Genomic DNA, 22,886 nt, shown 5'->3' with positions numbered 1-22,886 from the left:
GTATTAAAGTTGATTTTTATAATAATCATATGTTGCAAATTGAGATCGTAGAGGTTCTCCATCTAGACTTACATATGAGTTTAATTGTTGTGAACAAATCTCTCTAGCCTTAACATTATCATTCCAGCAAATATCTAAGGTATCTAATATCTCATTTTTAACGGATTCATCATAGATAGGACATGCAATTTCAACACGATTATCTAGATTTCGCCCCATCATATCTGCACTAGAAATATATACTTCTACATCACCATCGTTGTAAAATTGATAGACTCTTGGGTGTTCAAGATATTTATCAACTATACTTATCACTTTTATATTTTCACTCATACCTTCTACTCCAGGAATCAAACAACAAATACCTCTAATGATTAGATCTACTTGTACACCAGCATTAGAAGCTTCATAAAAGAGTTCTATCATTTTAAAATCAGAGAAACTATTAAGTTTCATTCTTAAATGAGCTTTTTTTCCCGCTTTCGCGAAAGCGATTTCTCGACGAACTCTTTTCTCAATATTATTTCTTAGAGAATGAGGAGAAACTAGTAGATGTTTATATCGATAAAGTTTATAATTAACCTCAAAGAAATCAAAAACCTTATCTACCTCTTTGAGTATTTTTTTATTTGCAGTAAAAAGAGTGTAATCAGTATATACTCCAGCGGTAGCTTCATTGAAATTACCGGTCGAAATAAAACCATATCTTACAATTTTGCCATCTTCTTCTCTATTAATGACGCAGGCTTTACAATGAACTTTAAGTCCTGGTACTCCAAAAATGAGCTTAACGCCTTCTTCTTGCATTAATTCTGCATAATTTATGTTAGCCTGTTCATCAAATCGCGCTTGTAATTCGATAGAGACCGTAACTTCTTTACCATTTTTGGCAGCATTAATGAGTGATGCCGCAATTTGAGAAACTTCAGCTAATCTATAAATTGTAATTTTAATGTTAAGGACTTTAGGGTCTAAAGCAGCTTCTCTTAAAAATTTAATTGTATTAGAAAAAGTGTGATACGGTGCATACTGCAAAATATCTCTTTGAGAAATTTTTTCTAAAAGGCTACCTCTCATTGAGACACCTTTTATAGGCAATGGTATTTCTTTATTATATAATAAATCTGTTCTACCTAAAGAAGGGAATTTTAAATAATCTCTTCTGTTATGATAACGCCCACCTGGTATTATAGAGTCTGTATCGTCTATTTCAACTTTACTCATTATAAAATCTAGCGTTTCATCATGAATAGATTTATCATAAACAAATCTTACAGGATCACCGTCTTTACGATCCCTAACACTTCGACTGATTTTTTCGATAAGACTTTTCTTCAGGTCTATATCTATATCTAATTCTGCATCTAAAGTTACTTTTATCATGTGTGCTTCGAGATGGCTATAATCAAAAATATTGAATATATAGTGCATTCTGTCTCTTATCAAATCGTCTAAAAGTATGATGTATTGTTTTTTATCACCTTCAATAGAAGGTAATTCTATAAAACGATTTAAAGATTTAGGGATTTCTAACAGTGCATATCTTACCGGTAGGGTATCATCTTTCATAACCATACGTACGGCTAGATATCCTAAACCATCTCTAAGAGTCGGAAAATCAGATTCTTCACTAACCATTATGGTTGCTAATGCCGGACTTACATAATTGTTGAAATAAGACCTTATAAAATCTTCATGCTCTGGAAGAATCTCTGTCTCATCTACAAGAATTATATTTTCATTCTTTAATTCTTCTTCAAGTTGATTTAATATTTCAAAACTTTTAGCTTGATCTTTAATAACTTCTGCTGTTATTTTTTCTAATAGATCTGCTGCGGTTACACCACCTAAGGATTTTGTCGCATTTTTTCCTGCTCTTAAAATACGCTGTATGGTTGCATATCGAACTCTGAAAAATTCATCTAGATTATTTGAAAAAATACCTAAAAAACGTAATCGTTCGATTAATGGGACATTAGTATCTGCGGCTTCTTGAAGAACTCGATTATTAAATTTTAACCAACTTAATTCTCTATTGAAATATCTTTGACTCATCTTAAATTTTTAGGAAAAAAGTGCGCTATTGTTTGACCTTTTTTTATTTCTGACCATTTATCAGTCTTAAATTCTATGATTACTACTCCAGTAGTAGGGACATTTTCAAAATATTGTGACCCTAGAATATTAGCAGCATCTGTTAATCCATGGTTGTGTGAGAAAATCATTAACGAGTTAATATCGTCAGGGCAAGTCTTTATTTGACTAATTAATTCATGGCTATCAAACGTGTAAAGTTCACGTTTCAGTTTAAAAGCATCAAGATTATAATCTATGTATTCACTCACTATAATAGCCGTTTGTAACGCTCTAGCAGCCGTACTACTCCATATTTCATTACAGGTTATAAATGCATCTTTAAGATGATTACCTATAAGGTGTGCATCAATAACACCACGCTCCATTAATACTCGATCATGATCACGAACATTTAGTTCCCAGCTTGACTTCCCATGTCTTATTAAGATCAGCTTTTTCATAAATGTGATTATGGAGCTAATCTATTGTTAGACCAATTATTCTCATTAATAGAATTATCTAGAGTATATAAAAATCGATCATGCAATCTATTAGGTCTACCCTGCCAAAATTCAAAAGAAATAGGAGAAATAGAGTAACCACCCCAATGATCTGGTAATGGTATGTCTCGATTTTTAAATTTTGAATCATAATTCTCTAACTGTTCTTCAAGTGCAGCTCTTGAGTTGACCACAGCACTTTGATCACTAGCCCATGCTCCTAACTGACTACCTCGAGGCCTAGTTTGAAAATAAGATAACGATTTATCTCGTGAAACCTTACTTACAATTCCTTTAATAATAATTTGCCTTTCTAGAGCAGGCCAAAAGAAATGTATGGAGACCTTTGGATGCAATTTGATCGACTTTGCCTTCTCTGATGTATAATTTGAATAAAAGATAAAACAGCCTTTCTCTACTTCTTTTAATAAAACAATACGGGACTTAGGAAAACCATCAATGCCTAATGTCGTCAAACTCATAGCATTTACTTCATCCACTGACATATGAGATTTTGCCTCACTAAACCACTCATCAAATAAAGTATAAGGATTGTCAGGAACGTTATCCTCAACAAGAGCTCCTTTACTATAATTTTTCCTTAGATTTTGAAGATCTCTTTGCATAAAAATTGCTTTAACGCAATTTACATAATAAAGATTTTACAAAATAAATAAGTCTATTAAAAGTATATCAAATAATCATGATATTTACTAGTGAACCACATCATTTAAATAAATGTGATTTATCTAATTGTCTAGAAGCATTTTCATAACCTATATCAAACATTTTACGTAAAGATCTAAAACTAAATAATCCGAATGGGTAAAGCTCCTCTGGCTCAAAAATTAAATCAGCTTGATAGAATTTAGATGAATCGCGATGATATTGACTTATAGAATAAGCACGACCAGCAACATCATAGGAATGCTTCATTTTTTTATTTAACGGTTCAATTTTATTGACATAACTTCCTAATTTAATATCGCAATCATCTAATAAATCTATAGGGAAATTATTGATTACTCCACCATCAATATATACATTTTCATTAATTGAAACTGGAGTAAAAACTCCTGGAAATGCAGCACTTGCCAGTATAGACATGTATAATGAACCAGAGTCAAACACTTTTAATTTTGCTTTATTTAAATCTGTCGCTGTAACTATTAAAGGGAGCTTTAATGACTCAAATGAATCTATAGGAATGTATGAACTTATATGATCGATAAAAACACTTGATTTAATAAATCCAGGTTGACCAAAAGCAAATTTACTAGGATGAAATAGGTTAGAACTTCTGAAAAACTCATATATATCTTCAATTTCTAAATCAGCGGCAAATAATGCACCGATTAAAGCTCCTGCACTAGTTCCAGATATTTTATGAATTTCTATATTACGTTCTTTTAATACTTTAAGAACACCAGCGTGTGCAATACCTTTAGCACCACCACCTGAAAGAGCTAATCCTATTTTCATAAAAAAGTTTTAGAAATAAAAAAGCCTTAAAATCAAGTGATTAAAAGGCTTTTTGTCGGGGTGGCAGGATTCGAACCTGCGACCTCCTCGTCCCAAACGAGGCGCGATGACCGGGCTACGCTACACCCCGAAAAGATCATCTATTATTTAGAAAATTGCGGAGAGACAGGGACTCGAACCCTGGCGACGGTTACCCGTCGACAGATTAGCAATCTGCTCCATTACCACTCTGGCACCTCTCCTAAATAAAAAGAACTTGCGATTGTTTCCAAAAGCGGTTGCAAAGGTAATCCATATTATAGTTTCTGCAAGCATTTTTTAAAGTTTTTTGCAAAAATTATTCTGGATATTCTATTCTTAAATGATAGATATTAGCTAACTTCTTTTTAATCACTGATTTGATAGTTTCAATTTGCTTAAATGTTATGTCAGCATTAATGAATTGCTTTTCTTCAACCTGTTTATTGATGATATTTTCCACTAAAACATTTATGCTAGTTGACGTAGGGTTTTTTAAACTTTTAGATGCTGCTTCTACACTATCTGCAATCATCAAAATAGCAGTTTCGGGACTAAATGGCTTAGGGCCAGGATACTGATAATCTTTAATATCTAAATTAGGATTACTAGCAAGTGCTTTTTTGTAAAAAAAGTAAACAGTAGAATCTCCATGGTGAGATCTTATAAAATCAATGATACGATCGGGAAGCTTATATTTCTTGGCGATTTCAATTCCCGCAATAGTGTGATTAATAATAATGGAGGCACTTTCTTCAGGATCTAAATCATCATGCGGATTAATTCCACTACCTTGATTTTCAGAAAAATATGTGGGATTTTCCATTTTTCCAATATCGTGATATAATGCCCCTACTCTAGTCAACATAGTATTAGCATTTATAGCATCAGCAGCGGACTCTGCAATATTAGCAACGTTTAAAGAGTGATGGAATGTACCAGGAGCTTTATTTGAAAGTTCTTTTAATAATTTAGAATTTGTATCTGATAATTCTAGTAAAGAAACATCGCTTACCAAACCAAAAATATTTTCATAAATGTAAATTAAAGGCCAAACGAATAGCATTGCTAGGCCACATAGTATAAAATAACTTACTTTATACCATTCCCATCCAGTAACACCACCTTGATTAATCGCATAAAATGCAAAATAAGACCCAACATAAACCAAAACAATTTGACCAATAGTTATAAATAGATTGGCACGTTTATAAATTTCAGAACTAGATAATATAGTAACAATACCCGCAATTATTTGAAGAAACAAAAATTCCTCTCCATTCGGCACAATAAAGCTTAATATCAAAATTGTCAATACATGAGAAAATAAACCAACTCTTGCGTCAAAAAATGATTTAAGGATTAATGGAAGAATACATACCGGTACAATATATACATAAGCCGAGTTTAGGTTTACTACTAAGGTAGTTAATAAAATAACCGTCAATATATTAAAAAATATAAAAAGTAATTTTCTTGTATTTTTATAAATATCTGGTCGATAATTGTAAAAGAACAATAATAAAATCATGTACGTAAGCCCCACTAAGATTATATATCCGGCTAATCTCCATACATACTGGGATTCTGACCAAGTTTGAGCTTGATAAGTTTCATTTAAAGTATTGAGAATCTGATATTTCTCTCCTTCTACAATTTCGCCTTGAGCGATAATCCTAGAATTAAGAGGTACTACACCTCTAGTAGGTAGCACCTTACTAACCTCATTTTCAATAACCTCACTTGTGAGATCTTTGTTCAGTTCTATATTGGGCTTGATATTTTTAAGCAGAGTGCTAACAAGCCATTTTTTATCATCGAATGCGGTAAATTCTATAATTTTATTTAGTTCATTTTTTAAATCTTTCGGCTTTAAAACATCTTGATATACAACTTCGTTAAAACCAGTATCATTTTGAATAATTATAGATTGTTTACTTTCTACATCTAAAGGTTTTTCTAAATAATAATTGGTATAAAATTTATCTAACAGTAATTTTATTTGATGAATATCATCTTTTATCAACTTATTATCAATTGAATCTTTCTTACTATAGCCGTACTCCTTTTCAATTAATCCTATTACTAGATTTGACACATCATCATGGTAATCAAAATATTTAGGTGTGTTAGATTTTATTAATTCAATTTCTATTTGAATTGCTTCAGAGCTTTTTTTTATTGGAAAGGAAAATGGAGCATATAAAGTTTCATATTGCCAAGGCTCACCTTTTTTGAAATCATATTTAAAACGGTCACTTTTTGGAAAAAAATAGATTGTAATTATAGTAGCCGCAACAATTATTGAAATACGAATTAATAAGTCTTGATATTTATAAAAACTAGAATTTTTCTTTTTCATCGATTACAAATTAACAATATACTTTGGAGATCTTACGAAAACAAATATAAAATATGTAATCAGTCACAATAAATTCATTTATACTTTAACTTCACTTTCAATCCTATGAATATTGTTTATTTTCGCAGCAAAAGAGATTATTATGAATAAAGTTGTAATTGTATCATATGCTAGAACACCTATAGGTAGCTTTATGGGAAAGCTATCTACTGTTCCTGCTACAAAGTTAGGAAGTACTGCAATCAGAGGTGCTCTCGATAAAATAAACCTTGACTCAAATTTAGTTGAAGAAGTTATAATGGGTAATGTTGTGCAAGCAGGAACCGGACAGGCTCCTGCAAGACAAGCTGCTTTAGGGGCAGGTTTATCAATGGATGTTCCATGTACGACTGTTAATAAAGTTTGTGCAAGTGGAATGAAGACAGTTATGATGGCCGCACAAGCTATTGCTTGTGGAGATAAGGATATTATAGTCGCTGGTGGTATGGAAAACATGAGTATGATACCTCATTATGTTCACATGAGAACTGGACAAAAATTTGGTCCTGCGACATTGATTGATGGTCTGCAAAAAGATGGTCTTGTAGATGCATATGATCACAATGCTATGGGTGTATGTGCTGACCTCTGTGCAACCGAACATAATTTTTCAAGAGCTGATCAAGATAATTTTGCTATTCAATCATATAAAAGGTCTGCTGATGCATGGAAAAATGGAAAGTTTGACAATGAAGTAGTACCCGTTTCTGTCCCACAAAGACGTGGCGAGGATATCATTGTAGATCATGATGAAGAATATACAAACGTAAAAATGGAGAAAATCCCTTCTTTACGTCCTGCGTTTAGTAAAGATGGAACGGTTACAGCAGCAAATGCTTCCACTATTAATGATGGTGCTGCTGCCTTAGTTTTAATGAGTGAATCTAAAGCTAAGTCGTTAGGATTAACACCTATAGCTACTATCTTAAGTTATGCAGATGCCGCTCAAGAACCAAAATGGTTTACCACAGCTCCTGCTAAAGCATTACCAATTGCATTAAATAAAGCAGGTATCACAAAAGATGATGTTGACTTCTATGAATTTAATGAAGCATTTGCAGTTGTAGGTCTGGCAAATATGAAAATATTAGGTTTAAATGATACGAATGTAAATGTTTATGGAGGAGCAGTATCATTAGGTCATCCATTAGGATGTAGCGGTGCTCGTATAATCACAACGTTATTGAATGTTCTACATCAAGAAAATGGTACTATCGGTGCAGCAGCTATTTGTAACGGCGGTGGTGGTGCTAGTGCCCTAGTAATCAAAAAAGGATAGATTAGAAATGAAGTACGGGATTTGCCCTATTTCGGTTGCGCCATTGCGTCTTGAAGCAAAAGATACTAGTGAAATGGTATCCCAAGTGCTTTATGGCGAATATTTCAAAATAATTGATGAAAGAAAGAAATGGGTCAAAATTAGATTAGCTCATGATTCTTATGAAGGGTGGATAGATATTAAACAAATTGTTCAAATAGAAGCTGAAATATATCATGAAATTGATCGTTCAGAACATAAATTTGCAAAAGATTTAATTAGTCATATCACACACCATAATGAATCTTTAAGTACTATTACAATTGGTGCTCAAGTTTCAACTGCAAATTATCTGGCAGATACGTTTCAACTCGAAAGTACTTCAGGAAATAGTAAATCAGATTTAATAAATAATGCTTTATTATTACTTAATGCACCATACTTATGGGGAGGAAGAACTCCTCTAGGAATTGATTGTAGTGGTTTTACACAATTGGTTTATAGATTATGTGGCTATAAGTTAAATCGAGATGCAAGTCAACAGGCAAAGCAAGGTGAAGTGTTAAGTTTTATAGAAGAGGCAGAAGAAGGAGATCTAGCTTTTTTTGATAATAACGAAGGTCATATAACGCATGTAGGTTTGATCATGAGAGATAATTATATTATACATGCGCATGGTAAAGTAAGAATAGATCGACTTGATCAAAGTGGAATATTCAATGTGGAAAGACATCTACACACTCATAAATTGAGAGTAATTAAAAAAATTATGTAAAAAAAGGCCTGCGATTAGCAGGCCTTTTTTTGTAACTACTTTATAATTTATTTTCCATCTTTTGAAGCTTATCCTCCATTTTAAAATACTTGTAAAGACCTATTAAAGTTGTAATAATATCTTTATTCTCTGGTTTCAATGCATGTGCACGTTCATAAGTGTCGATAGACTTTCTGTATAGTGCTAATTGATCATCATCTGAAGTTTCCTCTAGATTCCCTTTTTGAATATATGCTATACTTATATTTATTAACGAATTATAATCATTGGGCTCAAGAGATAAAGCCGTTTCATAGTAATTAATTGCATTTGAATAATCCTTAGCTTGAACAGCAACAAGACCTAAATTTTGATAAACTTTAGGATCCTTTACATCATTAGATTCAGATGCGGCTTTGTACTCTTCCATCATATTTAAAATAAGGTAATTCTCAGCCTTTCTTACCAGTAAGGATTCATCATTAGAAAACTTTTGTAGGGCTTCCTCAAAAGTACTCCTAGCCTTATCCATATCTCCTGACTCTTTATGAAGCCAAACTAAATTAGTAACTATTTCACCTACTAAAGAAGGTGATGCAACTTCTGAAGGAGTAATGTGCATGCCCCTAGAAACTGAAATATCTCGCAACTCTTTTGAAGGAAAAGCTTCTTCTTGATTCGTTGCTTTACTAACAGCCTTATAAGTTATAGTTGAACCTGTAAATTCGTTATCAAATAGTTTTTGATATGCAACTTTGGCCTTACCAAATTCGCTTATTTGATAACTAAGATTAGCTACATTATAAGTCATATTCAAATTATCAGGCTCATTATCAGCTAATTTTTCAACGATAATTAATGCCTCTGCTGTCTTACTCTCTTGAACTTGCTGATTAGCAATTGCCATCAAGCGTTGATTAATAAACTCATTAACCTGTGACGTATAACTACCATTATCAAAACCGGCCTCTCTAGATTTCTGCATTAAATCATAAGCCAGCATGGCGTTTTCCATAGTGGCCGTATTTTTACCAGTAACATCTATTAAAACAGCAGCTTTGTAAAAATTATATTGTCCTAAATATTCCTGTTCTACATTTGATTCATCAATAGAATTGAATATATCAACAGCCTTGGTTATATCACCAGACTGTACTGCCCGTTCTATTTTTTTAAGCTCCTTTTTCTGAGCAAAACTAAAAGTTGCTATGGCTAAAAACAATATTGTTAATCTAATTTTCATCTTAAAATGTTTTTAATTATTCTTCGCTATCATCATTTACAACAGTCGTGCCATCACCCTTTTCTTCAATGACAGTACCATCTTCGTTCATTTCAGGGTTTTCTTCTTGAGCAACTTTCGCGACAGCGGCAATAGAATCGTTGCCTTTAAGGTTTATTAAACGTACTCCTTGCGTTGCACGTCCCATTACTCTTAGATCTTTAACGTCAATACGAATGGCTACTCCTGACTTATTAATAATCATTAATCCATCATCATCAGTTACATTTTTAAGAGCAACTAATCCACCTGTTTTTTCTGTAACAGATATAGTTTTAACTCCTTTACCTCCACGATTAGTCTCTCTATAATCCTCAAGGCTAGATCTCTTACCATATCCTTTTTCAGATACAACAAGAATGTTAGACTCCATATCGTTTACAGCAACCATTCCTATAACCTCATCATTATCATCTGCTAGGGTTATACCTCTTACACCACTGGCATTTCTACCCATCGCTCTGGTTTTTGCCTCATCAAATCTAATAGCCTTACCGCTTTTAAGTCCTAGCATTACATGACTATCACCGGTAGTAAGTTTAGCCTCTAATAAAGTATCTCCTTCACGTATAGTTATCGCATTAATACCATTAGTACGTGGTCTAGAGTATTGTTCTAAAGAGGTTTTCTTTACGACACCTTTTTTAGTACACATGATTACATAATGACTGTTGATATAATCTTGATCTTTAATATCTTGAGTACAGATGACAGCTTTCACATTATCGTCTTGTTCAATATTAATTAGATTTTGAATCGCTCTACCTTTAGAAGTACGACTACCTTCTGGAATTTCATAAACTCTCATCCAGAAACATTTACCTTTCTCAGTAAAGAATAGCATGTACTGGTGATTAGTACCTACAAAAATATCTTCTAGGAAATCTTCATCGCGTGTTGTACTCGCTTTTTGTCCTACTCCACCACGATTTTGTGTTTTATACTCAGTAATCGGTGTTCTTTTAATATAACCAGCATGAGATATAGTGATGACTACTTGCTCATCAGCAATCATATCTTCTATAGAAAGATCTCCTCCAGCATATTCTATCTGTGAACGACGTTCATCACCATACTTTTCTTTAATCTCAATTAATTCCTCTTTAATAATATCCATACGACGTTCTTTTCTTGCAAGAATGTCTTTTAAATCGGTAATAGTTGCTATTAAATCGTCATACTCATTACGTAGTTTATCTTGTTCAAGACCGGTAAGCTGTCTCAAACGCATTTCTACGATGGCACGTGCTTGAATCTCTGACAATTCAAAACGTTTGATTAACTTTTCGCGAGCTTCTTCTCCATTACTACTACTTCTTATTAAAGCAATTACCTCATCAATATTGTCAGAAGCTATAATTAAACCTTCTAATATGTGAGCTCTTTCTTCTGCCTTACGTAATTCAAACTCCGTACGTCTAACGACAACGTCATGTCTGTGTTCTACAAAGTAGTGAATCATCTCCTTTACATTAAGTAATTGAGGACGACCTTTTACTAAAGCGATATTATTTACACTGAAAGATGATTGTAAAGCGGTGTGCTTGTACAATTTATTAATAACGATATTAGGAATAGCATCACGTTTTAATATATAAACGATACGCATACCATTACGGTCAGACTCATCTCTTATCATAGAGATACCTTCTAACTTCTTCTCATTAATAAGGTCTGCCGTTTTCTTAATCATATCAGCTTTATTCACTTGATATGGTAATTCATCAACGATAATACACTCACGACCTTTCACTTCTTCCAGCCTAACGCGACCACGTATTTTAACACGACCACGACCGGTATGCATTGCGTCTTTTACACCATCATATCCATAAATAATTCCACCAGTAGGAAAATCAGGAGCTTTAACATGAGTAATAAGTTCATCAATTTCGATATCATTATTATCGATATATGCTACAGTACCATCTATAACTTCAGTTAAGTTATGTGGTGGCATATTTGTAGCCATACCTACGGCGATACCAGACGCACCATTCACTAATAAGTTAGGTATACGAGTAGGCATTACCGTAGGCTCATTTAACGTGTCGTCAAAGTTAAGTTGAGTATCTACCGTTTCTTTATCAATATCTGCAAGAATTTCTTCAGATATTTTTCTCATTCTAGCCTCGGTATAACGCATTGCTGCAGGTGGATCACCATCTACACTACCAAAGTTTCCCTGACCATCTACTAGCATGTAACGTAGCGACCACTCTTGAGCCATACGCACCATAGTATCGTATACTGATGTATCACCATGTGGGTGATACTTACCTAATACCTCACCTACTATTCTCGCACTCTTTTTATATCCTCTATTAGACAGTACACCTAGCTCATACATTCCATAGAGAACACGTCTGTGTACTGGTTTTAATCCATCTCGCACATCTGGCAGTGCTCGTGACACTATGACTGACATCGAGTAATCGATGTATGCTGATTTCATCTCATCCTCGATGTTAATCGGGATTAACTTTTCTCCATCTGCCATTTAAAAAACCGTTTAATTAATACTTTTATTATTAAGCAAGCAATTTAATGAAAAACCTAGTCTTAATAAGGCTTTACACTATGTTTACCATTCTTTTTATTAACATAGTATTTACTTTAATGTGGATAAGTTTAACAATTGCTTTATTGCTGTGTTTTAAAGGGTTTTGTCTTCCGCTTTCGCGAAAGCGTAATCTTTAAAATCATCATTTAACAAATTGGTATACATATTGAACAAATAGAATTCATTACATTTAACTCAAAGTAGCAATATGGACGATAATTTTTCACCAAGAGTCAAAGACGTGATCGCCTACAGCAAGGAAGAAGCGCTTAGGTTAGGACACGATTTTATAGGAACAGAACATTTAATGCTAGGTCTATTAAGAGACGGAGATGGTAAAGCCATTGATATATTAAATAACCTAACGGTAGATTTAGATCACTTGCGACGCAAAGTAGAGATACTAAGCCCAGCAAACCCTAATACCCACATAGCGGCAAACGAAAAAAAGAATTTACATCTTACTAGACAGGCAGAACGTGCTCTTAAAACCACTTTTCTAGAGGCAAAACTGTTTCAAAGCTCATCTATCAATACGGCTCATTTATTATTGTGTATTTTACGCAATGAAAATGACCCAACGACTAAGCTTCTTAATAAACTTAAAGTTGATTATGACAGCGTTAAAGAAGAATTCAAAACCTTATTATCTCAAGAAGATGGTTATACTGAGGAACCTATAGAAGGTGCTTTCAGTAATGATAATGATTCTAATGATGATAACTCAGGTGAGGAAAAAGAAAATCTGTTTTCTCAAAGCGGTTCTACTAAAGGCGGTAAAAAAAGTAAAACACCTGTATTAGACAATTTTGGTCGTGATTTAACAAAAGCTGCCGAAGATGGCAAACTAGATCCTGTTGTAGGTCGTATTGAAGAAATACAGCGTGTATCTCAAATTTTAAGTCGTCGCAAAAAGAATAATCCACTACTTATAGGAGAAGCTGGAGTAGGAAAAAGTGCGATTGCCGAAGGTCTCGCTCTACGTATTGTAGAACGTAAAGTTTCTCGTATACTTTATGATAAAAGGGTCATTACTTTAGACCTTGCTAGTTTAGTTGCAGGAACTAAATATAGAGGTCAGTTTGAAGAACGCATGAAAGCCGTTATGAACGAATTAGAGAAGAATAAAGATATTATTCTTTTTATTGATGAGATACATACTATAGTAGGTGCTGGTGGTGCAGCAGGATCGCTAGATGCGAGTAATATGTTTAAACCTGCTCTTGCAAGAGGTGAAATTCAATGTATAGGAGCTACAACGCTTGATGAATACCGCAATAGTATTGAAAAAGATGGGGCTTTAGAAAGACGTTTTCAGAAAGTAATGGTAGAACCTACTAGCGTAGAAGAAACTATAATTATACTTAATAATATTAAGGAAAAGTATGAAGAACACCATAACGTTTCTTATACTGATGGTGCCATTGAAGCTTGTGTTAAGTTGACAAATCGATATATGACAGATCGTTTTCTTCCAGATAAAGCGATTGACGCCTTAGACGAGGCTGGTTCTCGTATTCATATAACCAATATTGAGGTACCTCAACAAATCCTAGACCTGGAAAAGCAATTAGAAGAGGTTAAGGAAGAAAAAACCGCTGTCGTTAAAAAACAGAAATATGAGCAAGCGGCTAAATTGCGTGATGACGAGAAAAAATTAGAAAAGGCACTGGCTGAAGCTCAAGAAACATGGGAAGAAACATCTAAACTTCATAAAGATACTGTTACAGAAGAAAATGTAGCCGAGGTTGTAAGTATGATGACTGGAATACCTGTAAATCGTATTGCCACTAAGGAAATGAAGAAACTCTTCAATCTAGGCGATTCTATAAAGAACAAAGTGATAGGTCAAGATAAAGCGGTTAAACAAGTTGTGAAAGCAATACAGCGCAATCGCGCTGGATTGAAAGACCCTAATAAGCCAATAGGTTCCTTTATATTTTTAGGTCAGACTGGTGTAGGTAAAACGCAACTCGCAAAAGTAATCGCTAGTGAACTATTTGATTCTGCAAACTCATTGATACGTATTGATATGAGTGAATATATGGAGAAGTTTGCTATTTCTAGATTAATAGGAGCGCCACCTGGTTATGTAGGTTATGAAGAAGGTGGACAACTTACTGAAAAAGTAAGACGCAAGCCTTATGCGGTGATATTACTAGATGAAATTGAAAAAGCACATCCAGATGTATTTAACATGCTTCTTCAAGTATTAGATGATGGATATTTAACTGATAGTTTAGGTCGTAAAATCGATTTTAGAAATACAATTATCATCATGACCTCAAATGTAGGAGCACGTAAATTAAAAGATTTTGGATCTGGTGTAGGATTCGGAACAGCGGCTCGTAAAAGTGCAGAAGATGAAAACACACGTAGTGTTATCGAAGGCGCTTTAAAGAAAACATTTGCACCTGAATTTTTAAATAGGATTGATGATGTCATTGTATTTAATGCGTTAGAAAGAGACGATATTCATAAGATTATCGATATTGAATTAGTAAAGCTATTTGAACGCATAAAAGGACTGGGCTATCACTTAACTTTAAGCGAGACTGCTAAAGATTATATCGCAGATAAAGGCTTTGATAAGCAATATGGTGCAAGACCTCTTAATAGGGCTATACAAAAATATATTGAAGATGCCCTTGCTGAAGCCATAGTCAATAGTGAACTCAAAGAAGGTGATTCAATCTTTATGGACTTAGATAGAGAGTCTAATGAATTAAAAATTAATATTGAAAAACCACAAGAATTAGATAAGCCTGAAGCAGCTTCTGAAACAACAACAGATAATTCTTCAGAGTCCGAAACAGAATAGATATCTTAATTATCATATTAAACAACAAACGCCTTAATAATTATTTTAAGGCGTTTTTTTTATAACTAAACTTAAAATTTATTTGATAATTAATTTAATACCCTACACCAATTATTGTTCAAACTATTTCATTTTAACTGATAGATAAGTTGTTTTACCGATTAGTTAAGTAACTGATATAGCGCTTTTAATAAAAGTTACTCACTTCAATATATTTACAACGTTAAGAGTTATTTTATGGAAAGAATAGATTTAAATTTTGGCGTTTTTGAGATACATTCTCAAATTATCATAGGTAAAATGAAAGAAGGAATTCACTATGATATTTATAAAAACAAAATGCTTATTAAGCTTATCGACACGTTTTATGGTACTATAAAACCCTTTTCATACGTATGTGTAAGAGATAAAACTTACAGTATTGATCCTATGATTCATAAATACAATTCTAGATATGAAAACTTATGTAGTATAGCTGTTGTAGAAAGAAATTTAATGAGTCGAAGTACCGTACAGATAGAAAGTAAATTTTTTAAACCAGGTAAATTTTGCAAATTTCAGAGTGTAACTGATGCTATCGTGTGGGCAGACCATCAGATTGCGTTAAAAAGATTAGAAATAAATCATTATAAAATTTATAACTAGGTATTTATTAAAAAAGAAAATCAGTGGCATCAATAATATATATTGATGCTTTTTTTGATTTTTAATTTCAAGTACTTCTACCCTTTTCATTTAACATATCAAATCAAAATAACAGTTTATCTAGTATTAGAAATAACGAAAACGTTTGAATTTCTTTTTTTTATATCATTTAATCGAAATGTATTCATTTTATTGTTTTTACTATGCGTGCATAATAAAAAAGAGCTAGTTTTGCACGCTTTTTAAAATAGGATTATGAAAACAGTTGATTTACAGTTTGGTGAATTTCAGTTTTACCCAGAAGTTATAATTGGTAAAATTAAAGAAGGTATCCATTTTGACATGACTAAAAATGAAGAACTGGTAAAAGTTGTTACAGAGCACTATGGCATAGATATGCCCTTATCTTACATAAGTTTAAGAGAAAACGATTATAGTATAGACCCATTAGTCCACACTAAAAATTCAAAGTTTGAAAATTTATGTGGTATTGCTATCGTTGAAAAAAGATTACAAGGTGGTAGCTCTGTAAGTCTGGAAAGTAAATTCTTTAAACCAGGTAAATTGATTGCGTTTCAAGATGTTGAAGATGCAATAGTATGGTCAAACAAAGAAGTTTCAGAAAAATTAGCAAGACTTAATCCTGGAATATCCCTTTATTAAAAATTATCTCGGCGTCTAGATGGGTTTGATTCATCATTTGAATGGCTTTCATGATATCGTCATGTAAAACACGATCAGTATTTAATGAAGGTACACTTTTTCTTAAACCAGATTTAACGTGTTCTATAAATAATGATGATTTTAAAGGATGACGCTCCTCAATCCCTTGCGCAGCAGCTAATAACTCAATAGCTAGTACTGTTTGAACATTTTTTATAATCCTATTGGTTTTAGTTGCGGCATTTGCCCCCATACTTACATGATCTTCTTGACCATTTGATGAAACTATACTATCAATACTTGCTGGTGTAGCATATTGTTTATTTTGACTTACTATACTCGCTGCTGTATATTGTAAAATCATCATACCACTATTTAATCCAGGATTGTTTACTAGAAATGCTGGTAAACCTCTAGTACCACTCATTAATTGAAAAGTTCTACGCTCACTTATGCTAGCAATTTCGGCTATTGCAATTCCTAAGTAATCTAGCGCTAGAGCAAGCGGCTGCCCATGAAAATTACCTCCTGAAATAATAGCTTCTGATTCAGGAAAAATATTAGGATTATCTGTAACAGAATTTACCTCTGTTAATATAGTTCGTTTTACAAACTGTAACGTATCCCATGTAGCACCGTGTACTTGTGGTATACATCTAAAACTATATGGATCTTGGACATTAACCTTCTCACCTACTGCGATTTCACTATCTTCTAATAACGAAAGTATTAAATCGGCACTGCGCAGTTGTCCAGCGTGTGGTCTTATCAGATGAATGCGTTTATCAAATGGAGATAGATTACAATCAAATGCATCAATAGACATCGCTCCACTCACATGTGACCAGTACCATAATTTATGAGATTGAATCAATGTACAAACTGCAAAAGCCAGCATAAATTGAGTTCCATTAATTAAAGCAAGGCCTTCCTTAGACTGCAAGCTTAATGGTTTCCAATTCATTAAACTATTAAGTGCGGCAGCTTTCATTTTTTTTCCTTGATAATAAACCTCGCCTTCACCGATTAAAGGTAAAGCGAGATGTGCAAGAGGTGCTAGGTCACCACTAGCTCCTAGCGAGCCTTGCTCATATACCACAGGATAGACTTCATTATTAAAAAATGCTATAAGGCGTTCCACTACTACTCTACTGATACCACTATGTCCATAACTTAAACTTTGAATTTTAAGAAATAACATCATGCGTACAATCTCTTGCGATACCTCTTCTCCTGTTCCACAGGCATGCGACATTAATAAATTATGCTGCAGTTGTTGTAATTCACCTGGACCAATATGTGTGTTACATAAAGAACCAAAACCTGTATTAATTCCATAAGTAGCAGCAGCGTCCACTGCATCAAAGCGATCATTTAAATAGCTTCTACACTTATCGATACGTTCTATGGCATCAGTTGATAGTGATAATGTCACCGGTTGTTCTATGATGTTATATAACTGTACTAGAGATAATAACTTTGAGGATATAATATGTTCCATTTAATAGGGCTGTTTATGGATATGCAATTATAAGTAAAGTAAAGTTAAACTAATGACTATTATTATTGTTGTTGTTGTTGTTGTTCTGGTCTAAATAAATCCAGAATTGCGGCACCTACAAAATTAGAAATTATACTAGCTTTTAATCCTTCATGTGCATAGGTCTGGCTTGCAATATCACCAGCTCTACCATGTAAAAACACACCAAAAACAGCTGCTGTTAGTGCATCGTATTTTTGAGCTAATAATCCTGTAATGATACCCGAGAGTACATCACCGCTTCCGGCAGTAGCCATGCCTGGATTACCTGTATCATTGATATATAGATTTTTACCAGATACTACTATGGTATGTGCTCCTTTAAGAACTAAAATAACATCTTTATCTGTAGATAATTTTTGTGCTTTTTCTAATCGATCATAGTCATCTTTCCAATTGCCTATCAATCTTTCTAATTCACCATCATGTGGAGTTAAAATAGAATTTTCAGGAATCAATTTCCAGTATTCCTTATGATCTGAAAGAATGTTTAATCCATCTGCATCTATTACCACCGGTTGGGTTTGTTGAGATATCGCTTTCGCGAAAGCGTGTCTAACATCATCACCAGTACTTAATCCAGGACCGATACATAAAGTGTAATCTTCTAAATCATGATCAAAGTCTGTAATGAAATCTGTACCATTACTTGATATGGTCATAACCTCTGGCAAGCTATTTTGTAAAATATGATTACCGTGCTCAGGAACATAAGCTGTCACTTTACCTGCACCCATATTTAATGCAGCACCACTCGATAGAACTGCAGCTCCCATTTTTCCTTTACTACCAGCCATAGTAAGTACGTGTCCATAGTCACCCTTATGACTGAATTTTTCTCGAGGTTTATACATGCTTTTTGCAGCATCTGGTGTAATGATTTGGGCAAGTGGTTGTGCTTTCATCATATACTCTGGATCCAGTCCTATTTGAACAACCTCAAAAGTACCCGCAAATTTACCTGTCTGAGGCAGAAAAAAGCTAAGCTTAGGTGTTTCAAATGAAAAGGTATGTTGTGCCTGTATTATAGGTGTCCCAATACTTTGTGGTGTGTTAGCATATAATCCACTAGGCATATCTAATGCTAGTTTAAAAGCAGGAGTTTTGTTGAGATAATGCACTAGATCAGACATCCAGCCATCAATAGGTCTATTGATTCCTGTTCCAAAAATCGCATCGATTATGATGTCTTGTGGATGTAGGTCTGGAAAATCTTCCTTACAAGACAGTAATATGGGCCAGTCTTTACTTACCTCTTTTATTTTATCATAATGATATAAAAACTCTGGCGCCCGTTTTTTACTACAATTAGTCACATAAGTAGTTACATGATATCCGTGCTGGATCATATGTCTCGCTAGAGCTAATCCATCACCACCATTTTTTCCTATTCCACAAAAAACTTTAATAGGTACAGGAGAACCTTGTAAACGCTGGTGAATACGATCAAATATGAGCTTTGCAATGTGCTCCATTAAATCGTTACTGGTGATTTGATTTTTATCTATAGTAGATTGATCAGCTTCTGCGAGCTGCTGTGCGCTTAGTATTTTCAATGCTTTAATTTTAATAGCTTGCAATTTAACAAATGAGTGTCTAAAGTTTTAATGCTTATCACAGTATTTCACATTTTTCTATGACTGTGTTTTTAAAAATTAAAAGGTTAAATCCATACATTTGCTGCACTGAAAAAAAATACCTCATGAAAAATACAGCACTTACAGCAGTACACGAAGCGCTAGGCGCAAAAATGGTTCCTTTTGCAGGTTTTAATATGCCTGTACAATATGAAGGAGTTAATATTGAACACCAGACCGTACGTGATAATGTAGGTGTATTTGATGTTTCCCATATGGGTGAATTTTTAATTTCAGGACCAGAAGCTTTAAATCTAGTTCAAAAAGTATCTTCTAATGACGCATCAAAACTTACCATAGGTAGAGCACAATATGCATATTTACCTAATGAAACTGGTGGTATTGTCGATGATATGATTGTATATAAAATCAAGGAAGATCAATATCTACTGGTAGTTAATGCATCAAACATTGACAAGGACTGGGCTCACATAACAAAGCATAATACCATGAGTGCAGATATGAGAAACCTGTCTGATGATTACTCATTACTAGCTATACAAGGTCCTAAAGCAGTTGAGGCAATGCAATCATTAACACCTGTGGACTTAAGTACTATAAAGTTCTATCATTTTGAAGTAGCAGAATTTGCAGGTATAGAAAATGTAATCATAAGTGCAACTGGTTATACTGGTTCAGGTGGTTTTGAAATATACTGTAAGAATACTGAGGTAGAACAAATCTGGGAAAAGGTATTTGAAGCTGGAGCAGATTATGGTATCAAGCCTATAGGTCTTGCTGCTCGTGATACACTGCGACTAGAAATGGGATATTGTTTATATGGTAACGATATAGATGATACCACATCACCATACGAGGCTGGACTAGGATGGGTTACTAAATTCACTAAAGAATTTGTGAATCACGAACAATTACTAGAGCACAAAGAAAAAGGTGTGGATAGAAAACTGATTGCCTTTGAAATGGATGAGCGTGCTATACCACGTGGTGGCTATGAGATTAAAGATAGTAACCAGCAAGATCTAGGAATTGTTACTAGTGGTACTATGTCACCTTCCATGGGTATAGGTATAGGTATGGGATATGTTCCACCTATTTTTGCGACACCTGGCAGCAAAATTCATATACAGATACGTAAGAAATTAGTACCTGCAACCGTTATTAAATTACCATTCTACAAAAAGTAATTAATTGAATCGTATTCTTATCTTAGGTGGTAGTGGCTTCATAGGTAATGCTCTCTACAAAGAGCTTGCACCCTATTTTGAGGTTCATGCTACCTATAAAACAGATCATAAAGATTTTGATAAAAATCAACATTTTCATCAGCTCGATATGGAGCTTGAGGATGTACATGGATTATTAGATTCTTTAAAGCCACACTTTATTGTAAGTGCAGTACGAGGTAATGTGAACTCTCAAGTTCATTTACACATGCGTCTTATTGATTGGGTTTTAAAAAATGATTCACGTATCATTTTTCTTTCTAGCGCAAATGTATTTGATAGGTTCACTAACTTCCCTAGTTATGAGTATGATAAAACTTTTTCTGAAAGTATCTATGGTAGGTTTAAAATAAAAATAGAGAATGCTTTATTGAGACTGCATCCGTCTAAATATGTGATTTGTAGGATTCCTATGATTTTTGGTAATAACACGCCTCGTATAGACGATTTGAAAAAACAGTTGAAAGGGAAAGAAGCAATTGAGGTCTTCCCTAATGTAGTCATCAATGCTACTCATATTCAAAAATTAACGCAGCAAATCCATTATTTAATTAATAAACGCCGTCGTGGAGTGTTTCATTTAGGCAGCATGGATCTTATACACCACATCGACCTGATACGTGAGATTTGTCAGGCTTTAGGCTATCCACATCCTTTATTAAAACAGGTTTTTAATAGTAATGAAGATCGTCAGTTATCTGTCTTACCTAAGGATAATATGTTGCCTAAGCATTTACAATTAACTATTGAAGAAGTGGTAGAGAACTGCGTGGTTCTTTAGTATTTCGCTTTCGCGAAAGCGGAATTATTTTATCCACTAGCCTTATCATTTCCTAGCATCTTATAAGTAAAACCGCCTAAGAGCACAATGATAATTCCCATAATGGCCCAAAGCCAAAATTCATTTTCAAATAAAGCGGTAGAACTTGGAGTATCTTTTGCAATAATTTGATTTTCTGTACCTACTTCAAGCGCTTTAAGATTAACTGGTATATTATTTTTAAAATTATGGATGTCATAATGCGGTTGACGTGCTGATTTATTTCCATAAACCAATTTGTAGTTTGCAGAATCCATAAAGCGTGCGATTAGTTCATATTTAAATCCTTTTACATCAACTGACTTGATGTCCAGTGATTGATTATCACCATTGTAAACTATAATTTTAAATTTACTAGCTATTGTATTTTTAAAATCAAATTGGTTTTCTTCTAGTGATGATAATGTAGTTCTTTTAATCGTGGTATAATTGTATAAATACCCTTTTTCAGTCTTCACACTATCTATTAAATATTGTATACTAACAGGCCTAAAGTAATCATAGGTGGTTGCTACATTTATTTTTAAAGAATTGACTGGTACAGGATTCTCTAATTCAAATTCTATTTCACTAGTTTTGATTTGATTATTCTCTTTGATATTCCATTTTACTACATCATAGTCTAATAAAACACCTTCTGTTTTTTCTTCTAAAAAAATATCTATAGAAGAAAGCGTGGGCTGCTTATTACTTTTTATTAAAATGCGATAATAATGATAATTTGATGTAGGGAAATTGAGATCTGTAAAGCTATACTCAGTAGATGCATTTTGAATATCTAAAATCCTAGAATTTTCTAGAATTGTAAACCATTCTTGTTGGTTCAAGCTACCCTCTAAATTTACTTTCCAATCAAAGTTTGAATCAGTAAATTTCAATTTTAAACTATTAATTTGTGATGGTTGATTAAGTTCTACGGTATAATAAAACCCAGCATCAGATCTTGACTTATTGATGATCTGTCCAAAATGTTTTCTAATCGCAAATTTCTCATCGTTTACCTTAAGTATATAAGGAACTTCAGTAGTGTCAAGATTTTCAGTAATTCCATAAATCCTTAAATCGTCAAGAGATGGTTTTAATTTACCATATACCTGATCTGGTAGTGCGATACTATGCCAGTCTTCACTTACACCTGTGAGTGAACGCTCATAGGTGAAATCTGATAGTTGAGCAGTAGCACTCCAACTGATCAAAAGCATCAAATTAATAAACAGTTTAGTCTTTATATGTAAAATA

At 33.5% G+C, this 22,886-nt stretch carries 17 protein-coding genes and 2 tRNA genes; 7 read left to right on the top strand and 12 right to left on the bottom strand.

Translation table 11 applies throughout. The features are described 5' to 3' along the window. Positions 1–3: 3 nt before the first annotated feature. From ppk1 to BST92_RS12545, 7 genes are all read right to left on the bottom strand, one after another. A complete protein-coding gene (gene ppk1 / locus BST92_RS12575; RefSeq protein WP_105071769.1) occupies positions 4–2,055 on the bottom strand; it encodes a polyphosphate kinase 1 in 2,052 nt (683 codons plus the stop codon). Next, on the bottom strand, positions 2,052–2,537 hold the full coding sequence (locus BST92_RS12570) for a SixA phosphatase family protein (protein ID WP_105071768.1): 486 nt from the start codon (positions 2,535–2,537) through the stop codon (positions 2,052–2,054). Before BST92_RS12570 ends, ppk1 begins: the two co-directional genes overlap by 4 nt. An 8-nt stretch (positions 2,538–2,545) precedes the next feature. Beyond that, the gene (pdxH, locus tag BST92_RS12565) at positions 2,546–3,202 is read right to left on the bottom strand and encodes a pyridoxamine 5'-phosphate oxidase (protein ID WP_105071767.1); all 657 of its coding nucleotides are present in this window, start codon (positions 3,200–3,202) and stop codon (positions 2,546–2,548) included. Positions 3,203–3,302: 100 nt separating this feature from the next. Then, a complete protein-coding gene (locus BST92_RS12560; protein WP_105071766.1) occupies positions 3,303–4,058 on the bottom strand; it encodes a patatin-like phospholipase family protein in 756 nt (251 codons plus the stop codon). Between the two features lie 55 nt (positions 4,059–4,113). Next, positions 4,114–4,188 (bottom strand) — tRNA-Pro (locus tag BST92_RS12555). Between the two features lie 28 nt (positions 4,189–4,216). Then, a tRNA-Ser gene (locus BST92_RS12550) sits at positions 4,217–4,300 on the bottom strand. A gap of 95 nt (positions 4,301–4,395) precedes the next feature. Next, positions 4,396–6,438, bottom strand: coding sequence for an HD family phosphohydrolase (locus BST92_RS12545; RefSeq protein ID WP_105071765.1), 2,043 nt, complete (start codon positions 6,436–6,438; stop codon positions 4,396–4,398). 142 nt (positions 6,439–6,580) lie between these two features. On the opposite strand from BST92_RS12545, the gene BST92_RS12540 reads away from it, so the two are divergent. After that, entirely contained in the window at positions 6,581–7,756 is a 1,176-nt protein-coding gene (locus tag BST92_RS12540) for an acetyl-CoA C-acyltransferase (RefSeq protein WP_105072276.1), read from the top strand. A 7-nt stretch (positions 7,757–7,763) separates the two neighbouring features. After that, positions 7,764–8,510 (top strand): C40 family peptidase, encoded by a 747-nt coding sequence (locus BST92_RS12535; protein WP_105071764.1) that lies wholly within the window; start codon positions 7,764–7,766, stop codon positions 8,508–8,510. A gap of 40 nt (positions 8,511–8,550) precedes the next feature. Here the strand turns inward: BST92_RS12535 and BST92_RS12530 are convergent, their stop codons facing one another. Beyond that, complete coding sequence (locus BST92_RS12530; RefSeq protein WP_105071763.1) at positions 8,551–9,732, bottom strand: tetratricopeptide repeat protein; 1,182 nt, start codon at positions 9,730–9,732, stop codon at positions 8,551–8,553. Between the two features lie 16 nt (positions 9,733–9,748). Further along, on the bottom strand, positions 9,749–12,271 hold the full coding sequence (gene gyrA, locus BST92_RS12525) for a DNA gyrase subunit A (RefSeq protein ID WP_105071762.1): 2,523 nt from the start codon (positions 12,269–12,271) through the stop codon (positions 9,749–9,751). Between the two features lie 271 nt (positions 12,272–12,542). Between gyrA and BST92_RS12520 the strand changes: the two genes are divergently transcribed. The 3 genes from BST92_RS12520 to BST92_RS12510 all read left to right on the top strand — a co-directional run bounded on the left by BST92_RS12520 (position 12,543) and on the right by BST92_RS12510 (position 16,463). Beyond that, positions 12,543–15,155 (top strand): ATP-dependent Clp protease ATP-binding subunit, encoded by a 2,613-nt coding sequence (locus BST92_RS12520; RefSeq protein WP_105071761.1) that lies wholly within the window; start codon positions 12,543–12,545, stop codon positions 15,153–15,155. A 237-nt stretch (positions 15,156–15,392) separates the two neighbouring features. Then, positions 15,393–15,800: a hypothetical protein gene (locus BST92_RS12515; protein WP_105071760.1), complete on the top strand. Its 408-nt coding sequence runs from the start codon at positions 15,393–15,395 to the stop codon at positions 15,798–15,800. Positions 15,801–16,055: 255 nt separating this feature from the next. After that, complete coding sequence (locus tag BST92_RS12510) at positions 16,056–16,463, top strand: hypothetical protein (protein ID WP_105071759.1); 408 nt, start codon at positions 16,056–16,058, stop codon at positions 16,461–16,463. Here BST92_RS12510 and hutH read toward each other — a convergent pair. After that, positions 16,438–17,964, bottom strand: coding sequence for a histidine ammonia-lyase (hutH, locus tag BST92_RS12505; protein WP_105071758.1), 1,527 nt, complete (start codon positions 17,962–17,964; stop codon positions 16,438–16,440). The two genes, BST92_RS12510 and hutH, sit on opposite strands and share 26 nt — an antisense overlap. A gap of 62 nt (positions 17,965–18,026) precedes the next feature. Next, on the bottom strand, positions 18,027–19,559 hold the full coding sequence (locus tag BST92_RS12500) for an NAD(P)H-hydrate dehydratase (protein WP_105072275.1): 1,533 nt from the start codon (positions 19,557–19,559) through the stop codon (positions 18,027–18,029). 146 nt (positions 19,560–19,705) lie between these two features. On the opposite strand from BST92_RS12500, the gene gcvT reads away from it, so the two are divergent. Next, on the top strand, positions 19,706–20,788 hold the full coding sequence (gene gcvT, locus BST92_RS12495; RefSeq protein ID WP_105071757.1) for a glycine cleavage system aminomethyltransferase GcvT: 1,083 nt from the start codon (positions 19,706–19,708) through the stop codon (positions 20,786–20,788). Positions 20,789–20,792: 4 nt separating this feature from the next. Further along, entirely contained in the window at positions 20,793–21,608 is an 816-nt protein-coding gene (locus BST92_RS12490) for a sugar nucleotide-binding protein (RefSeq protein ID WP_105071756.1), read from the top strand. A 29-nt stretch (positions 21,609–21,637) separates the two neighbouring features. On the opposite strand, the gene BST92_RS12485 is transcribed toward BST92_RS12490, so the two are convergent. Further along, entirely contained in the window at positions 21,638–22,849 is a 1,212-nt protein-coding gene (locus tag BST92_RS12485; RefSeq protein ID WP_105072274.1) for a DUF3999 family protein, read from the bottom strand. Between the last annotated feature and the right edge of the window lie 37 nt (positions 22,850–22,886).

It is taken from the genome of Nonlabens arenilitoris (genome assembly GCF_002954765.1).
Classification (GTDB): domain Bacteria; phylum Bacteroidota; class Bacteroidia; order Flavobacteriales; family Flavobacteriaceae; genus Nonlabens; species Nonlabens arenilitoris.
The sequence above is the reverse complement of the archived record's forward strand: the minus strand, read 5'-3'. Positions and strand labels throughout refer to the sequence as shown.

Coding starts and splice junctions, on each gene's coding strand:
- BST92_RS12560 (WP_105071766.1), bottom strand. CDS start 4,058: ATGAAAATAGGATTAGCTCTTTCAGGTGGTGGTGCTAAAGGTATTGCA.
- gcvT (WP_105071757.1), top strand. CDS start 19,706: ATGAAAAATACAGCACTTACAGCAGTACACGAAGCGCTAGGCGCAAAA.
- BST92_RS12570 (WP_105071768.1), bottom strand. CDS start 2,537: ATGAAAAAGCTGATCTTAATAAGACATGGGAAGTCAAGCTGGGAACTA.
- pdxH (WP_105071767.1), bottom strand. CDS start 3,202: ATGCAAAGAGATCTTCAAAATCTAAGGAAAAATTATAGTAAAGGAGCT.
- BST92_RS12535 (WP_105071764.1), top strand. CDS start 7,764: ATGAAGTACGGGATTTGCCCTATTTCGGTTGCGCCATTGCGTCTTGAA.
- BST92_RS12520 (WP_105071761.1), top strand. CDS start 12,543: ATGGACGATAATTTTTCACCAAGAGTCAAAGACGTGATCGCCTACAGC.
- BST92_RS12530 (WP_105071763.1), bottom strand. CDS start 9,732: ATGAAAATTAGATTAACAATATTGTTTTTAGCCATAGCAACTTTTAGT.
- BST92_RS12515 (WP_105071760.1), top strand. CDS start 15,393: ATGGAAAGAATAGATTTAAATTTTGGCGTTTTTGAGATACATTCTCAA.
- BST92_RS12540 (WP_105072276.1), top strand. CDS start 6,581: ATGAATAAAGTTGTAATTGTATCATATGCTAGAACACCTATAGGTAGC.
- hutH (WP_105071758.1), bottom strand. CDS start 17,964: ATGGAACATATTATATCCTCAAAGTTATTATCTCTAGTACAGTTATAT.
- BST92_RS12485 (WP_105072274.1), bottom strand. CDS start 22,849: ATGCTTTTGATCAGTTGGAGTGCTACTGCTCAACTATCAGATTTCACC.
- BST92_RS12545 (WP_105071765.1), bottom strand. CDS start 6,438: ATGAAAAAGAAAAATTCTAGTTTTTATAAATATCAAGACTTATTAATT.
- ppk1 (WP_105071769.1), bottom strand. CDS start 2,055: ATGAGTCAAAGATATTTCAATAGAGAATTAAGTTGGTTAAAATTTAAT.
- BST92_RS12510 (WP_105071759.1), top strand. CDS start 16,056: ATGAAAACAGTTGATTTACAGTTTGGTGAATTTCAGTTTTACCCAGAA.
- gyrA (WP_105071762.1), bottom strand. CDS start 12,271: ATGGCAGATGGAGAAAAGTTAATCCCGATTAACATCGAGGATGAGATG.